Source organism: Acinetobacter geminorum (assembly GCF_013009345.1).
Classification (GTDB): domain Bacteria; phylum Pseudomonadota; class Gammaproteobacteria; order Pseudomonadales; family Moraxellaceae; genus Acinetobacter; species Acinetobacter geminorum.
The window spans coordinates 148,973-161,867 of the sequence record NZ_JABELE010000002.1 but is presented as its reverse complement, the minus strand read 5'-3'; the positions used below and the strand labels follow the sequence as shown (position 1 = coordinate 161,867).

Below are 12,895 nucleotides of genomic sequence, written 5' to 3'. Positions count from 1 at the left end.
TTTTATCTAACTTGATTTGTCATGTTGTTGAATAATTCTTGATAATTTTTTTATGGCTTGCCTCATCAGTTCGGGTTCAAAATCGCCTAAGCCGACAATTAAACCCGAACGTCGCCGCTCTTTTGAAAATGTCGGTGAAATTGCTTTGATGGCAATACCTGCATCGACTGCCGAGCTTGCAACGTCAATATCATTAATATGTTGAGCAAGCCATAACACCATATGCATGCCTTGATCGCCCGGCTGTAACCAAGCTAGTTCTTGAGGTATGTATTTTTCAATCAGATCAATAATGTATTCTCGAACTTCTGCATAGACATTTCGAGTACGTCGAATATGCCGCTCTAAATAGCCCTCTTGAATAAAAGTAGCCAAAACGTGTTGGTCAGCAGCAGGCGGGTGTCGATCAATTAAGACTCTAAGCCCACAAAAAGGTGCTACCAATTCTTTAGGCAATACTGCATAACCAAGTCTAAGTGATGGAAATAGAACTTTGCTGAAAGTTCCAAGATAAATCACTTGGTCGGGTGCCATACCTTGTAAAGATGGGAAGGGTTGACCGTTATAACGGAGTTCACTGTCATAGTCATCTTCAATGATCCATGCATTTTGCTGTTTTGCCCAAGCCAATAAAGCAGTACGTCTTGCTAGACTCATCGGCATGCCAAGTGGATATTGGTGAGATGGTGTCACGAATGCGGCACGTGCATGTTTAGAAAGCTTAATTCCAGTTTCCACCTGAATGCCTTCTTCATCGACAGGAACACGTACCATCCGAATGTTTTGTACAGCATGCTCAAAAATGGCCGTTGTCCCCCGATAAGCCGGATCTTCAACCCAAACTTCATCTTTTGCTTCAAATAAAATTTGGCTGCAAATATAAAGTGATTGTTGAATGCCGGGCGTAATCACAATTTGTTCAGGTTCGCAGTGGACAGAACGTGACCGTCGTATATAGTCTGCTATAGCAATTCTTAGTGATAATACCCCTTGAGGTTCACCATAACCTGATGGAGCACCTGCACCCCGAGATCTAAATTTATTACCAAATTTACGCCAAATATCACTTGGTTGAGTACGTCCAGCGGGGACAGATACCGCAAAAGGAACATGGGGAAGTGGCTTAAATTCATCAAGCACTTTGGCATATGAACGTGCCGATTTGGTCAAAGAGATCAAGTTAGGTTTATTTTCTTTTGAAGAATGTTGTATTACAGATGTTTTAACCAAAGCATGAGACACATAAGTGCCAGTTCGTGGTTGAGAGTCAAACACACCTTCAGCTAAAAGCTGATCATAAGCTTCGATAATCGTTCCGCGAGCGACCCCAAGTGTTTGAGCCAGTTCGCGTGAAGAAGGCAACGGATCGCCGGGCTGTAAATCACCACTTTGTACAGCTTCACGTAAAGCTTGAGTCAGTTGAGCACTTATCTTCCCTTGTCTTTTATCAATCTTCGCAATAGACGGAAGTTCAACAACTTTTGCCATTCTGGCCATAATTCTGGTCTACTTAAAAAAATACAAAGTGGTTCTTTTTAATAAACCACATAAACCAGAAAATTTACAACACAAAATATAAATAACCCTGATATTTACAGTGAGGTTTTGAGCCATGTATATCCCCGATGATTATGCAGAAAACCGTTTGGATGTATTACATTCTCTTATTACCGAATATCCATTTGGTGTGCTTTTTACTCATGGAAGTAATGGCTTAGATGCAAATCATCTTCCATTTGAATTGCTGGTAAATGAAGAGAACTTGGGTGTGCTACATGCGCATGTGTCTAGAGTTAATCCTGTCTGGCAGGACATTAAAAATGGAGATGAGGTACTCGTCGTGTTTCAAGCGGGCGATGCTTATATTTCACCAAACTGGTACCCATCCAAACATGAACAGCACAGACAAGTACCGACATGGAACTATAGGGTTGTGCATGCATATGGCAAAGTGACGATTCGAGATGATGAGCGATTTGTCCGTGGCGTGGTGGCTCGTTTAACCCGTACTCATGAGGCATCTCAACCTGAACCATGGAAAATGTCAGATGCACCAAAGGACTATCTTGAACCAATGTTAAAGGCGATTGTGGGAATAGAAATTGAAATTACCAAGCTGCAAGGAAAATCAAAACTTGGGCAAAATAAAGAACGTCGTGACATTTTAGGCGCGGCAGATGGCCTATCGAAATCTGGTCATCAAACTATAGCGGACGCTATGTATAGTGTCGCTGAGTTAAATAAATAATTTTGAAAATATAAAAGCTTAATATCAATTGAGGAGATAAAGATGTCTTTGACTACACCTGTTGAGTTATTGGGTGAACACGTTATTTTAAAGCCGCTAGATGTAACTCAAACTGACTTACTGGCAGAGGCCGTTTGCGATGGGGAGCTCTATAATCTTTGGTATACCCGTGTGCCAAGACCTGAACAAATGGCTGCTGAAATTGAAAGGCGTCTTGGTTTACAAAAATCCGGCTCTATGCTGCCATTTTATATTGAAGATCGAAAAACGGGACGGGCGTTGGGCATGACAACACTAATGCATATTGAAGAAGCACATCGCCGTGTAGAAATTGGTTCGACATGGTACCGCAAATCTGCACAGCGTACGCCTGTAAATACTGAATGTAAGAAGCTATTGCTCGCTCACGCATTTGAGACTTTAAACTGTATTGCTGTTGAGTTACGCACATCTTCTTTAAATGTTCAAAGTCAAGCCGCGATTGTACGCTTGGGTGCAAAGCTCGATGGTGTGCTAAGAAGCCATCAAATTGTGAAAGATGATATTTTGAGGGATACCCATGTTTATAGCATTTTAAAACATGAGTGGCCTGCGGTTCGCCAAAATCTGGAATGGATGTTGAATAAACCACGTTAAAAGGAATTTTAAGCAAGCTGTTTTTCTCTTTTTGGGCTTAGCCAGAAGAGAGAAGCTGTGACAATCATTAACCTGAAGTTAATAACTACCGATGTAGGTTGATTGATCAAAATTCCATAAAGCGCTTTTATAGATTCAGAACAAAACTGCGATCTATATAGGTAAGCACATGGAAGGATCAGTTCAGAATAAAGAACGATTATGGACAAAGCGGCGTCATGCCAAACAGCTAAAACTGGAGATGGCAAGCCAATATACCGATGGTGTGGTCATTCCAACCCAAGACATTATTAAAGTCTTAGAAACCTTGATTACACCGGGTGACAGAGTCGTACTTGAAGGGAATAACCAAAAGCAAGCAGATTTCTTATCTCGATCTTTGGCACAAACCAATCCAGATGTTTTGCATGATTTACATATGATTATGCCAAGTGTCGGGCGTTCGGAACATCTTGATCTATTTGAAAAAGGTATTGCACGCAAGCTCGATTTCTCTTTTGCTGGCCCGCAAAGTTTACGTATTAGCCAGTTAATTGAAGATGGCCTGTTAGAGATTGGTGCCATTCATACCTATATCGAGTTGTATTCACGTTTGGTGGTCGACCTAATTCCAAATGTGGTGCTCTCGGCGGGTTTTATGGCGGACCGCCAAGGCAATATCTATACAGGCCCTAGCACCGAAGACTCTCCAGCACTCATTGAACCTGCTGCTTTTAGTGACGGTATCGTGATTGTTCAGGTCAATGAACTGGTCGATGACGTTTCAGATTTACCACGTGTCGATATTCCTGCTTCTTGGGTTGATTATGTGGTGGTGGCAGATCAGCCATTTTATATCGAACCGTTATTTACTCGTGACCCGAAACACATCAAGCCAGTGCATGTGCTTATGGCGATGATGGCAATTCGCGGAATTTATGAAAAGCATAATGTGCAATCGTTAAACCATGGTATTGGTTTTAACACTGCGGCAATTGAACTGATTTTACCGACCTATGGTGAGTCTTTAGGTTTAAAAGGAAAAATTTGCCGAAACTGGACTCTGAATCCGCATCCAACCTTAATTCCAGCGATTGAAACTGGATGGGTTGAAAGCGTGCATTGTTTTGGTACTGAACTCGGTATGGAAAAATATGTTGCAGCTCGTCCCGACGTGTTCTTTACAGGTCGTGATGGCGCTTTACGTTCCAACCGCATGATGTGTCAGCTTGCAGGTCAATACGCTGTTGATCTATTTATTGGCGCAACTTTGCAAGTTGATGGCATGGGGCATTCTTCGACTGTCACCAAAGGTCGTTTGGCTGGTTTCGGTGGGGCACCAAATATGGGGCATGATCCACGCGGACGTCGTCACGATACGCCAGCATGGCTAGATATGCGCTTGCAAGGTGCCAATGAAACAGAAACCTATTTGGCACGTGGTAAAAAGCTGGTGGTGCAAATGGTCGAAACCTTCCAAGAGGGTGGCAAGCCAACTTTTGTAGATCGTCTTGATGCGATTGATGTTGCTAAAACAGCAGGTCTGCCTTTAGCACCGATCATGATTTATGGTGATGATGTCACCCATTTACTCACCGAAGAAGGCATTGCTTATTTATATAAAGCAAGCAGCCAAGAAGAGCGCCAAGCCATGATTGCTGCGGTGGCAGGTGTGACTAGCATTGGTTTAAGCCAAGACCCGAAAACAACAGCACGTTTAAGACGTGAAGGTTTGGTGGTATTTCCTGAAGATTTAGGTATTCGCCGTACCGATGCCACACGTGAACTTTTAGCTGCTAAAAATATTGCCGACTTGGTGACATGGTCTGATGGTTTATATCAACCCCCTGCAAAATTCAGGAGTTGGTAATGATGGCACAAGTTAAATATCAAACGCTCAGCGATAGTCATATTTTGGCAAGTTTAGCGGTCGAAGCGTTAATTGATGAAGTTAATCTGACACCGAAACCAGCTTTGGTTGATCGGCGTGGCAGTGGCGCACATGATGACCTGACTTTGGAATTAATGGAGCGCTCTGCAAAAAGTTTAGAACCTATGTTTGAGGCAATGGCTCAAGCAGCCATACATCATGGTGAGGTTTGTTTAGCCTTGCGTGAACACATTGGAGAAATCGGTCGCCAAGGTGAAAAGACCATGATGTTGGCAACAAATGGTGTAAATACACACCGCGGTGCAATTTGGGCCTTGGGTTTAATGGTGACGGCCGCAGCATTGGCACGCACGAATCAACAATATTTATCGGCTGTTGAGCTATGCCATTTAGCTGGTCAGATTGCTCAGCTTGAAGATCGCTTTATTCCAAAGAAGGCTTTGAGTCATGGCCAACAAGTACAGAAAAAATTAGGCATCTTAGGTGCCAAAGAACAGGCACAACAAGGTTTTCCAACTATTGTGAATTTTGGGTTAAAGCAGCTTTACCAAAGTCGTAGTAAACCAATGAAAGAAGAGTTCGCTCGCTTAGATGCCTTACTTGCCATGATGACTGACCTGACCGATACCTGTGTGCTTTATCGCTCGGGAACATCGGGTTTAAAGCGTATGCAACAAGGTGCTCAGCAAGTACTTGATTTGGGCGGCAGCTCAAGCTTAGAAGGTCGCCGAGCTTTGCATCTTTTAGAGATTGATCTACTTCGGATGAAAGCCTCCGCTGGTGGTGCCGCAGATTTGTTGGCAACAACATTGTTTATAGATCGTGCTCAGCAGTCATCTTTAAAAAATAAAGAGGGATTTTGATTATGGAAACACTTCATTTTGAATTTGTTGCAACAGAGCCACCTGTAAAAAAAGCGTTGGTAGGATGTGTCGGCTCTGGCGATTTAGAAATTTTGATGGAACCTGGTGAAACTGGAAAAGCTTCTATTCATGTAGTGACTTCGGTAGATGGCAGTGCAGCACGTTGGCACAATGTTTTTGAACGAATTTTTACTGCGCAAATACCACCTGCCGTCAATATTGATATTCATGACTTTGGTGCAACTCCCGGTGTCGTGCGCTTACGTCTGGAACAAGCATTAGAGGAGATTGCGCATGACTGATATCCAAAGTTTATTAAATAAACAAGATTTTATTGAACTCAGCGCCAGAGAGCGTGCTAAAGCATTATTAGATGAAGGGACTTTTCGAGAGTTACTCGACCCATTTGCCCGTGTTATGTCGCCTTGGTTGGTTCAGCAAAATATTGTCCCACAAGCCGATGATGGTGTAGTGATTGCAAAAGGATCTATTCAAGAACGCCCAGTGGTTTTAATTTCAATTGAAGGCTTATTTCAAGGTGGAAGTTTAGGCGAGGTGGGCGGTGCCAAAATTGCGGGAGCCTTAGAGCTTGCAGTTGAAGACAACCTGAAAGGCATTCCAACAGCAGCAATCTTACTTTTAGAAACGGGTGGCGTTCGTTTACAAGAAGCAAATCTGGGTTTGGCAGCCATTGCTGAGATTCAGGCTGCAATTGTGAACTTACGTCAGTATCAACCTGTGATTGCAGTAGTTGCAGGCAGTGTAGGGTGCTTTGGCGGTATGTCAATTGCGGCTGGCCTATGTAGCTATATTGTAATGACACAAGAAGGGCGTTTAGGCTTAAATGGCCCGCAAGTAATTGAACAAGAAGCTGGTGTTCAAGAATATAACGCCAAAGATCGTCCATTTATATGGAGTATTACTGGTGGTAATCAGCGCTTCACTAGTGGTTTGGCAGATGCTTATGTAGACGATGATCGCCAGAAAATTCGTCAGCAAGTCATCGATTATTTAACTCAAGGCGTACCTCACCAGCATCGTAGTTCAAATTACTCATTCTATTTAGAAAAGCTACAACAAGTTGATACTGGTGAGCAAATTACCCCAGCACAAGTTCAAGCTTTGTATCAAGGAGAGCAAGCATGAATATCGCCGTTGATACATTAAAAGCATCTACTCGTGGTGCACATTGGTTTAAAGCACTGACACAAGGCTTTAAGACAGTTGAAGGTTTTCAAGCTTCTGTTTGGGTAGCTGATGGTCAGATTGATCAGCAAGCAGTGCGTGTGATTGCAGTTGTGCAAGATAGTAATAATCTGTTCCCACGGGCAAGACAAGGCGAAGTTGGACTCTTAGAAGGCTGGAATTTAGCAAAAGCGGTTGATGAGGTGATTCAAGCCGATGCAAATGCAGAAACTAAACGCGGCATTTTATGTCTGGTTGATGTTCCAAGTCAGGCCTATGGGCGCCGTGAAGAATTATTAGGCATTCATCAAGCTTTAGCGGGTGCAGTAGATAGCTATGCTAGAGCCAGATTAGCAGGCCATCCTATTGTTAGCTTGTTGGTTGGTAAATCGATGTCGGGTGCTTTCTTGGCGCATGGATATCAAGCCAATCGTATTATTGCCTTAAAAGATTCAGGTGTTATGGTGCATGCGATGGGTAAGGAATCTGCTGCACGCGTTACCTTGCGATCAGTTGATGAGTTAGAGCAATTGGCCTCAAGCATTCCGCCAATGGCTTATGACATTGAAAGTTATGCCACGCTTGGTTTGTTATCTGAACTGTTATCTGTTGAAAACCCTGAACAACCGACAAATGATGATCTTTTGTTAGCGAAGCAGGTGATTGCTCAAGCATTTAAAGAAATTAATGCTGAGCAGTCTAGAGGACTGGAACAAAGACTTCACGGACAAAACCGTCAGATGTCTAAGAAGGTTCGTGAATTATTGCGTGAGCAATGGTCATGAAACTTAATCTCGAAGCCCATGATTTGCTGTGGGGCATGACAGCCGACTGCTTGGCTGATGATGCTCCGCTTTGGGTGAAAGAGGTGTTACTACGCGGTGATCCCGTTGTAGTTCGACGGGAAATTACTCCTGAAGATCAGGTGGCTGTGGGTATAAGGGGGCAATTTCGTCATCAACGATATGCAGCGCAAATGCCACGATCTGCAATTAGCAGACAGCTTAAACCCGAAGAATTGACTCATGTAGATATGCAGCAGTTTGCACACTTGGCAGAACGTTTACAGAGCATTTCCAGCATTATGAAAAAATTTTCAGGATGTTGGGGATATACAGGAAGTTTCGGGTTTGAACTGGCAACTGGCATTAAAACAGTAACCCAACAAAGTGACATAGATCTGTTGATTCGAGCTGAACAATCTTTTGCCAAAAAGCTGGCAATTGAGCTACTCGAAAATTTTCAGCAAGCAGCGCTTAATGTGGATATACAACTGCAACTACCACAAGGTGGTTTGGCATTAAAAGAATGGGCTGAGAACAGTGGAAAAGTTCTATTGAAACGTTCTGATGGTGCTGTTTTATTAGAAAACCCATGGAATTAGGGAATAGATATCATGGCTTCAATTTGGGTATATCCGGGGCAAGGTGTGCAACGAAGCAATATGTTGCACGACTTACCTCAAACCGCTCTAGTTAAAGAATACCTTGAGCGTGCATCGGATGCACTCAAAGAAGATGTCTTGATGCTAGATAGTCCGGCTGCATTGCAATCGACACGTGCAGTACAGCTTTGTTTACTGATTTCAGGTGTGGTGAGTTCTGCACTATTAAGTGTGGAAAACTTAACACCAGATTATGTTGCGGGCTTATCAATCGGTGCATGGTCAGCGGCGGTTGTAGCGGGAGTTTTATCCTATGAAGATGCTATTCGTTTGGTTGCCTATCGCGGTGAACTCATGCAAAACGCCTATCCGGTGGGCTATGGTATGACCGCCTTGATTGGTGCAGATCGTTCAGCAGTAGAAGTATGGGTCAAACAGATTTATGAAATAACGCCACAGGTGTTTGTTGCAAATATTAATGCACATAACCAGATCGTTATTTCAGGAAGCTTTGAAGCCATGTACCAAGTTGCTGTTTTGGCAAAGCAACAAGGCGTGGTGGCAAAAAAATTAGATGTATCGGTGCCATCGCACTGTGAATTATTAAGTCAGCAAGCAAAGCAACTTGCAGCGTCTATGGAGGGAGTGACTTTAAAGCAGCCTAAAATACGTTATTTAAGTGGTACAACGGCTCGTACGCTTAGCAGGCCAGAACAGATTGGTGATGACTTGGCTTTTAATATGAGCCGAACTGTAGATTGGGAAAGTACCATCCAAGCTGCATGGGAGCGAGGTGTGAGGTTGCAGATTGAAGCTTTACCGGGAACGGTGCTTACTACACTTGCACGTCGAATATTTAAAGAAGGAACTGTATTGTCATTTCAGGGAACACGTTTAGACAGCATTCAGTTAGCAATGCAAAATGAAAATAACGCTTCTTTGTAATTACAATATAAATTAAAAATTGAGTAATAACCCAAGGATATGAGGGATTTACAATGATTATATATGGAACAGCAATATTAGCGATCTGCCATTTATTAGGCGACTATCTTGGCAATACCTTAGGCATGGTATTAGGTGTTAAAGCGAATGTCGGTGGCGTTGCTATTTCAATGATTCTGTTGATCTTATCTAAAGAATTACTGGCAAAAAAAGGTTACTTACCTCAAGTCACACAATTCGGCATTTTGTATTGGTCAGGTATGTATATTCCGATCGTTGTTGCGATGTCGGCAGGTCAAAATGTCGTTGCAGCTTTATCGGGTGGCATGTTAGGGCTGATTGTCTCTATTGCATCGTTAATCGGTACGGTTTTAGTCATCCGTTATTTAAATAGAATTAGTGGTGACTATGAAACCTATGAATGGACAATAGAATCTAAGGAAAAAATAGCCTAAGCAATAAAACTACAAGAAGTTCAATCAAAAAGGATTTAAATGATGGACGCTATAATTGCTGTGTTATCAAAAAATGCATTAGTTACTGCTCTTGCCGTAACGGGTTTAATGATGTTTGTTTCCCATTTACTCTCAAAATATTTGACGAAGGGAAAATTACAAAGCTCTGCAATCGCGATTACTTTAGGTTTGGTTGTTGCTTACTTTGCAGGAGTTTATACGCAGGGAACCAAAGGTGTTTCGGACATCGCTATTTTTTCTGGTTTTGCGCTCTTGGGCGGAGCCATGATTCGTGATTTAGCTATCGCTTCAACTGCATTTGAAGTTGATGTGAAAGAGGTGAAGAAAGCAGGCAAAATTGGTCTAATTGCATTAATGCTTGGTTGTGTTGTGCCTTTTGCAATTGGAGTTCTGGTCGCATGGGGCATGGGGTATCGAGATCCAATTTCGATGACAACGATCGGTGCAGGTGCAATGACTTATATTGTTGGTCCGATTACAGGAACCGCAATTGGTGCAAGCTCTGATGTGATTGCTCTTTCTATTGCAATTGGATTAATCAAGTCAGTTTTCTTTATGGTAGGGACGCCATTGCTTGCGAAATTTATGTATCTAAAAAGTCCGCGCTCTGCCATGGTCTTTGGTGGTTTGGCTGGAACAACCAGTGGCACCGCAGCAGGCCTAGCTGGCACTGATGTACGACTTGTACCTTATGGCGCTTTGGTTGCAACCTTCTATACAGGACTTGGCTGTTTACTTGGACCTTCTGTATTTTTCTTAACGGTTAATGCGATTTTTGGATAAATTTTTGAAAATCCTATAACGGCAACTCATTATTCTTTAATAAGTTGCCGATATTTATCTTTTAAAATTAGTGGCGAACATACGACATTCAGCAATCAGAGCAAGTAAGTTTGGGTCGCGTTCTTTACTTTTTAGAAAGACTAAACCGATTTCTTGTTGCATATGATATTGCTGTTTTAGTGGAATAAGTTTTACTGAACTTTCATAGACGGCAGAAATACGACCGGGTAGTAGAGCAAAACCGACACCTGAGCTGACCATACTAATGAGGGTAAAAATATCATTGACCTGTAAAGCAACTTTTGGTGAAAAACCTGCTTTTTTAAAAATGATGTCGCTGTCGTTATGAGTTGCAAAACCCTTAGTTAAAGTTAAAAAAGTTTCTTCTTTTAAAAGGCTTAAATCAATATCTTTAAAATCGGCATATTTTGAATCTTTATTGACTGCCAGAAAGATATCGTCTGAAAACATCGGCAAAATTTCAAAGTCATCATCTTGAGTGGTTTCATTTAAAGCCACGATAATTGCATCCAGCTCAGTTGCTTTAAGCTTTTTCACCAAATCCTGATTCGAACTCAGCAACAGTTGAATATCAAGCTCACTGCGTCTGAGTTTAAGGCCGCTAATCACATTTGGAATGGTGTTTACCGTCAAAGAATAAAGAGAACCTAGATGTAAAACCTTGGCTGCAAAACCTGCTGCTTCTCTGGTTTTATTTACGGTAATAAAAATGTCTTGTACGATTTTCTGTGCCCGTTCTTCAAAGACATAAGCACTTTTTAAAGGAATGAGGTTACGGCCTTCATTTTTAAAAAGAGGGCAACGTAAAGCACTTTCTAAAGAATGTAAGGCTTTATGAACACTGACATTGCTCAACTGCATTTCTGTGGCTGTTTTAGACAAATTTCCGCAGCGCATGAAAGCTAAAAAAATCTGTATTTTTTTAAGGGTGAGTTCTTCATCAATTTCCATATTAATTCCTTGAACCAGTTTCCCTTAACACTATAGATTTGAGCTATAAAGTTAGCACAAAATAAAGACTATAAAATTGTGCTTAGGTCGAAGCATATCTTTATAAACTTGCTTCAACTCTTTGTTGAATGGTTTTGATAACCTGATCTAATGCATTTTGAATTTTAGTGTTCCATTCAAAAGAGCAATTGATTCTTAAATAATATTGCTGTGCAGGTAAAACACTAAACAAAGGGCTTGGCGCAACGCCAATGTCTTGCTGAATCAATTCTTCATAAACTTGCATACTGTCCAGCGTACTAGGAAGTTTGACCCATAGAAAATAACCACTTGGGTAGTAATACACTTCACAAGAGCTAGGTAAATGTTGTTTTAAATAATGATAAAACTGCTTTTTATAACGCTCAAGTGAAAGCCTAAGCGTACGTAAGTGTTTTTCATAATGATGATGAGACAAAAACTCAACCAATGCATTTTGAATGAGTGCATTCACTGAAATAGTACTCATGAGCTGTAAGTGTTGAATATGGTCTGAAAATTTACCCGCATAGACCCAACCGACCCGAAAACCTGCACCTAATGTTTTAGAAAAAGACGAACAGTGCAGTACCAGATTTTGTTGATCAAAATACTTCATTGAAAGTGGTTTTTGCCCACCGTAATAAAGCTCTTCATAGACATCATCTTCAATTAAATAGATTTGATGTTCGTGAAGCAACTTAGCAATTTTATATTTAATGTCATCACTGACTGTAAAACCAATCGGGTTGTGGCTATTTAACATGAGCCAACATACTTTAATTGGATATGTATGAATAACCTGTTCAAAAGCCTCTAGATCAAAACCATGTTGCGGATGCTCAGGAATGGTAATCACTTTAAGTCCTAAACGCTCAGCGGCTTGCCAAGCGCCGTAAAACACGGTTTGTTGCAATAGAATATAATCGCCGGGTTGAGCGACAGCTTGTAGCGAAAGGTTTAGTGCATCTAAACCTCCAGATGTAATGACAATGTCATCTGGATCGGTCTGTATACCTTGCATACAGTAGCGCTGAGCAATCAGTTTTCTTAACGCTAAATTACCAGGAGGCAAGCTTGTGGTCTGGTCATAGCTTTGTCTTTTGCGCGCAAGTTGCCCCATAATTTGAATAAGTTTAGGTGCTGTTAAAAGCTGACTGTCTGGAAAAGCTGAGCCAAAAGGTACGACAGACTCATGTTGAATTGACTTAAGATATTTAAAAACTAAGGAATTAATTTCAATTTTAGAGTTTAGTGAAACAATTGAATATTGTTCGAGTGGCTTTAGTGCAATTTGCTCGGCAACAAAGTAGCCAGATTTTTCTTTTGAATAGATCAGACCTTGTGATTCAAGCTCCTGATAAGCATTCATGACGGTCATTAAACTAAAACCAGAACGTTGTACCTGATCTCTCAATGACGGTAATTTCTCATGTGCATTTAAAGTGCCGCTCTCAATGAGTTGGCGAATGCTATGAGCGAGTTGTTCTGATTTATACATGTAGGGGCTGCACG

General features: G+C 41.6%; 14 protein-coding genes. 11 read left to right on the top strand and 3 right to left on the bottom strand.

Going from position 1 to position 12,895, the window contains the following annotated elements:
• Positions 1-6: 6 nt before the first annotated feature.
• A complete protein-coding gene (pdxR, locus tag HJG58_RS02505) occupies positions 7-1,497 on the bottom strand; it encodes a MocR-like pyridoxine biosynthesis transcription factor PdxR (protein ID WP_170247812.1) in 1,491 nt (496 codons plus the stop codon).
• 115 nt (positions 1,498-1,612) lie between these two features.
• On the opposite strand from pdxR, the gene HJG58_RS02500 reads away from it, so the two are divergent.
• The 11 genes from HJG58_RS02500 to madM all read left to right on the top strand — a co-directional run bounded on the left by HJG58_RS02500 (position 1,613) and on the right by madM (position 10,390).
• Positions 1,613-2,248, top strand: coding sequence for an FMN-binding negative transcriptional regulator (locus HJG58_RS02500; RefSeq protein WP_086266156.1), 636 nt, complete (start codon positions 1,613-1,615; stop codon positions 2,246-2,248).
• 42 nt (positions 2,249-2,290) lie between these two features.
• Positions 2,291-2,884, top strand: a complete 594-nt coding sequence (locus tag HJG58_RS02495; protein WP_170247811.1) for a GNAT family N-acetyltransferase — start codon at positions 2,291-2,293, stop codon at positions 2,882-2,884.
• A gap of 169 nt (positions 2,885-3,053) precedes the next feature.
• Positions 3,054-4,733, top strand: a complete 1,680-nt coding sequence (gene mdcA / locus HJG58_RS02490; protein WP_170247810.1) for a malonate decarboxylase subunit alpha — start codon at positions 3,054-3,056, stop codon at positions 4,731-4,733.
• The gene (locus HJG58_RS02485; protein ID WP_170247809.1) at positions 4,733-5,617 is read left to right on the top strand and encodes a triphosphoribosyl-dephospho-CoA synthase; all 885 of its coding nucleotides are present in this window, start codon (positions 4,733-4,735) and stop codon (positions 5,615-5,617) included. Before mdcA ends, HJG58_RS02485 begins: the two co-directional genes overlap by 1 nt.
• A gap of 2 nt (positions 5,618-5,619) precedes the next feature.
• On the top strand, positions 5,620-5,919 hold the full coding sequence (locus HJG58_RS02480; protein ID WP_170247808.1) for a malonate decarboxylase subunit delta: 300 nt from the start codon (positions 5,620-5,622) through the stop codon (positions 5,917-5,919).
• A complete protein-coding gene (locus HJG58_RS02475) occupies positions 5,912-6,763 on the top strand; it encodes a biotin-independent malonate decarboxylase subunit beta (RefSeq protein ID WP_170247807.1) in 852 nt (283 codons plus the stop codon). Before HJG58_RS02480 ends, HJG58_RS02475 begins: the two co-directional genes overlap by 8 nt.
• Positions 6,760-7,587: a biotin-independent malonate decarboxylase subunit gamma gene (mdcE, locus tag HJG58_RS02470; RefSeq protein WP_170247806.1), complete on the top strand. Its 828-nt coding sequence runs from the start codon at positions 6,760-6,762 to the stop codon at positions 7,585-7,587. Before HJG58_RS02475 ends, mdcE begins: the two co-directional genes overlap by 4 nt.
• Entirely contained in the window at positions 7,578-8,186 is a 609-nt protein-coding gene (locus HJG58_RS02465; RefSeq protein WP_170247805.1) for a malonate decarboxylase holo-ACP synthase, read from the top strand. The genes mdcE and HJG58_RS02465 overlap by 10 nt, the downstream gene beginning before the upstream one ends.
• Before the next feature lie 12 nt (positions 8,187-8,198).
• Positions 8,199-9,131 (top strand): malonate decarboxylase subunit epsilon, encoded by a 933-nt coding sequence (gene mdcH / locus HJG58_RS02460; RefSeq protein WP_170247804.1) that lies wholly within the window; start codon positions 8,199-8,201, stop codon positions 9,129-9,131.
• Positions 9,132-9,184: 53 nt separating this feature from the next.
• On the top strand, positions 9,185-9,586 hold the full coding sequence (gene madL, locus HJG58_RS02455) for a malonate transporter subunit MadL (protein WP_170247803.1): 402 nt from the start codon (positions 9,185-9,187) through the stop codon (positions 9,584-9,586).
• A 42-nt stretch (positions 9,587-9,628) separates the two neighbouring features.
• Entirely contained in the window at positions 9,629-10,390 is a 762-nt protein-coding gene (gene madM / locus HJG58_RS02450; RefSeq protein ID WP_002133212.1) for a malonate transporter subunit MadM, read from the top strand.
• Positions 10,391-10,444: 54 nt separating this feature from the next.
• On the opposite strand, the gene HJG58_RS02445 is transcribed toward madM, so the two are convergent.
• Positions 10,445-11,362: a LysR family transcriptional regulator gene (locus HJG58_RS02445; protein ID WP_019458888.1), complete on the bottom strand. Its 918-nt coding sequence runs from the start codon at positions 11,360-11,362 to the stop codon at positions 10,445-10,447.
• A 100-nt stretch (positions 11,363-11,462) separates the two neighbouring features.
• Positions 11,463-12,881 (bottom strand): aminotransferase-like domain-containing protein, encoded by a 1,419-nt coding sequence (locus HJG58_RS02440; RefSeq protein ID WP_170247802.1) that lies wholly within the window; start codon positions 12,879-12,881, stop codon positions 11,463-11,465.
• Positions 12,882-12,895: the final 14 nt, after the last annotated feature.

Bases quoted from the DNA above. Each gene is read 5' to 3' on its own strand.
- HJG58_RS02475 (WP_170247807.1), top strand. From the start codon at position 5,912: ATGACTGATATCCAAAGTTTATTAAATAAACAAGATTTTATTGAACTC.
- madL (WP_170247803.1), top strand. From the start codon at position 9,185: ATGATTATATATGGAACAGCAATATTAGCGATCTGCCATTTATTAGGC.
- mdcA (WP_170247810.1), top strand. From the start codon at position 3,054: ATGGAAGGATCAGTTCAGAATAAAGAACGATTATGGACAAAGCGGCGT.
- HJG58_RS02480 (WP_170247808.1), top strand. From the start codon at position 5,620: ATGGAAACACTTCATTTTGAATTTGTTGCAACAGAGCCACCTGTAAAA.
- HJG58_RS02500 (WP_086266156.1), top strand. From the start codon at position 1,613: ATGTATATCCCCGATGATTATGCAGAAAACCGTTTGGATGTATTACAT.
- HJG58_RS02440 (WP_170247802.1), bottom strand. From the start codon at position 12,881: ATGTATAAATCAGAACAACTCGCTCATAGCATTCGCCAACTCATTGAG.
- madM (WP_002133212.1), top strand. From the start codon at position 9,629: ATGGACGCTATAATTGCTGTGTTATCAAAAAATGCATTAGTTACTGCT.
- mdcH (WP_170247804.1), top strand. From the start codon at position 8,199: ATGGCTTCAATTTGGGTATATCCGGGGCAAGGTGTGCAACGAAGCAAT.
- HJG58_RS02495 (WP_170247811.1), top strand. From the start codon at position 2,291: ATGTCTTTGACTACACCTGTTGAGTTATTGGGTGAACACGTTATTTTA.
- mdcE (WP_170247806.1), top strand. From the start codon at position 6,760: ATGAATATCGCCGTTGATACATTAAAAGCATCTACTCGTGGTGCACAT.
- pdxR (WP_170247812.1), bottom strand. From the start codon at position 1,497: ATGGCCAGAATGGCAAAAGTTGTTGAACTTCCGTCTATTGCGAAGATT.
- HJG58_RS02445 (WP_019458888.1), bottom strand. From the start codon at position 11,362: ATGGAAATTGATGAAGAACTCACCCTTAAAAAAATACAGATTTTTTTA.
- HJG58_RS02485 (WP_170247809.1), top strand. From the start codon at position 4,733: ATGATGGCACAAGTTAAATATCAAACGCTCAGCGATAGTCATATTTTG.
- HJG58_RS02465 (WP_170247805.1), top strand. From the start codon at position 7,578: ATGGTCATGAAACTTAATCTCGAAGCCCATGATTTGCTGTGGGGCATG.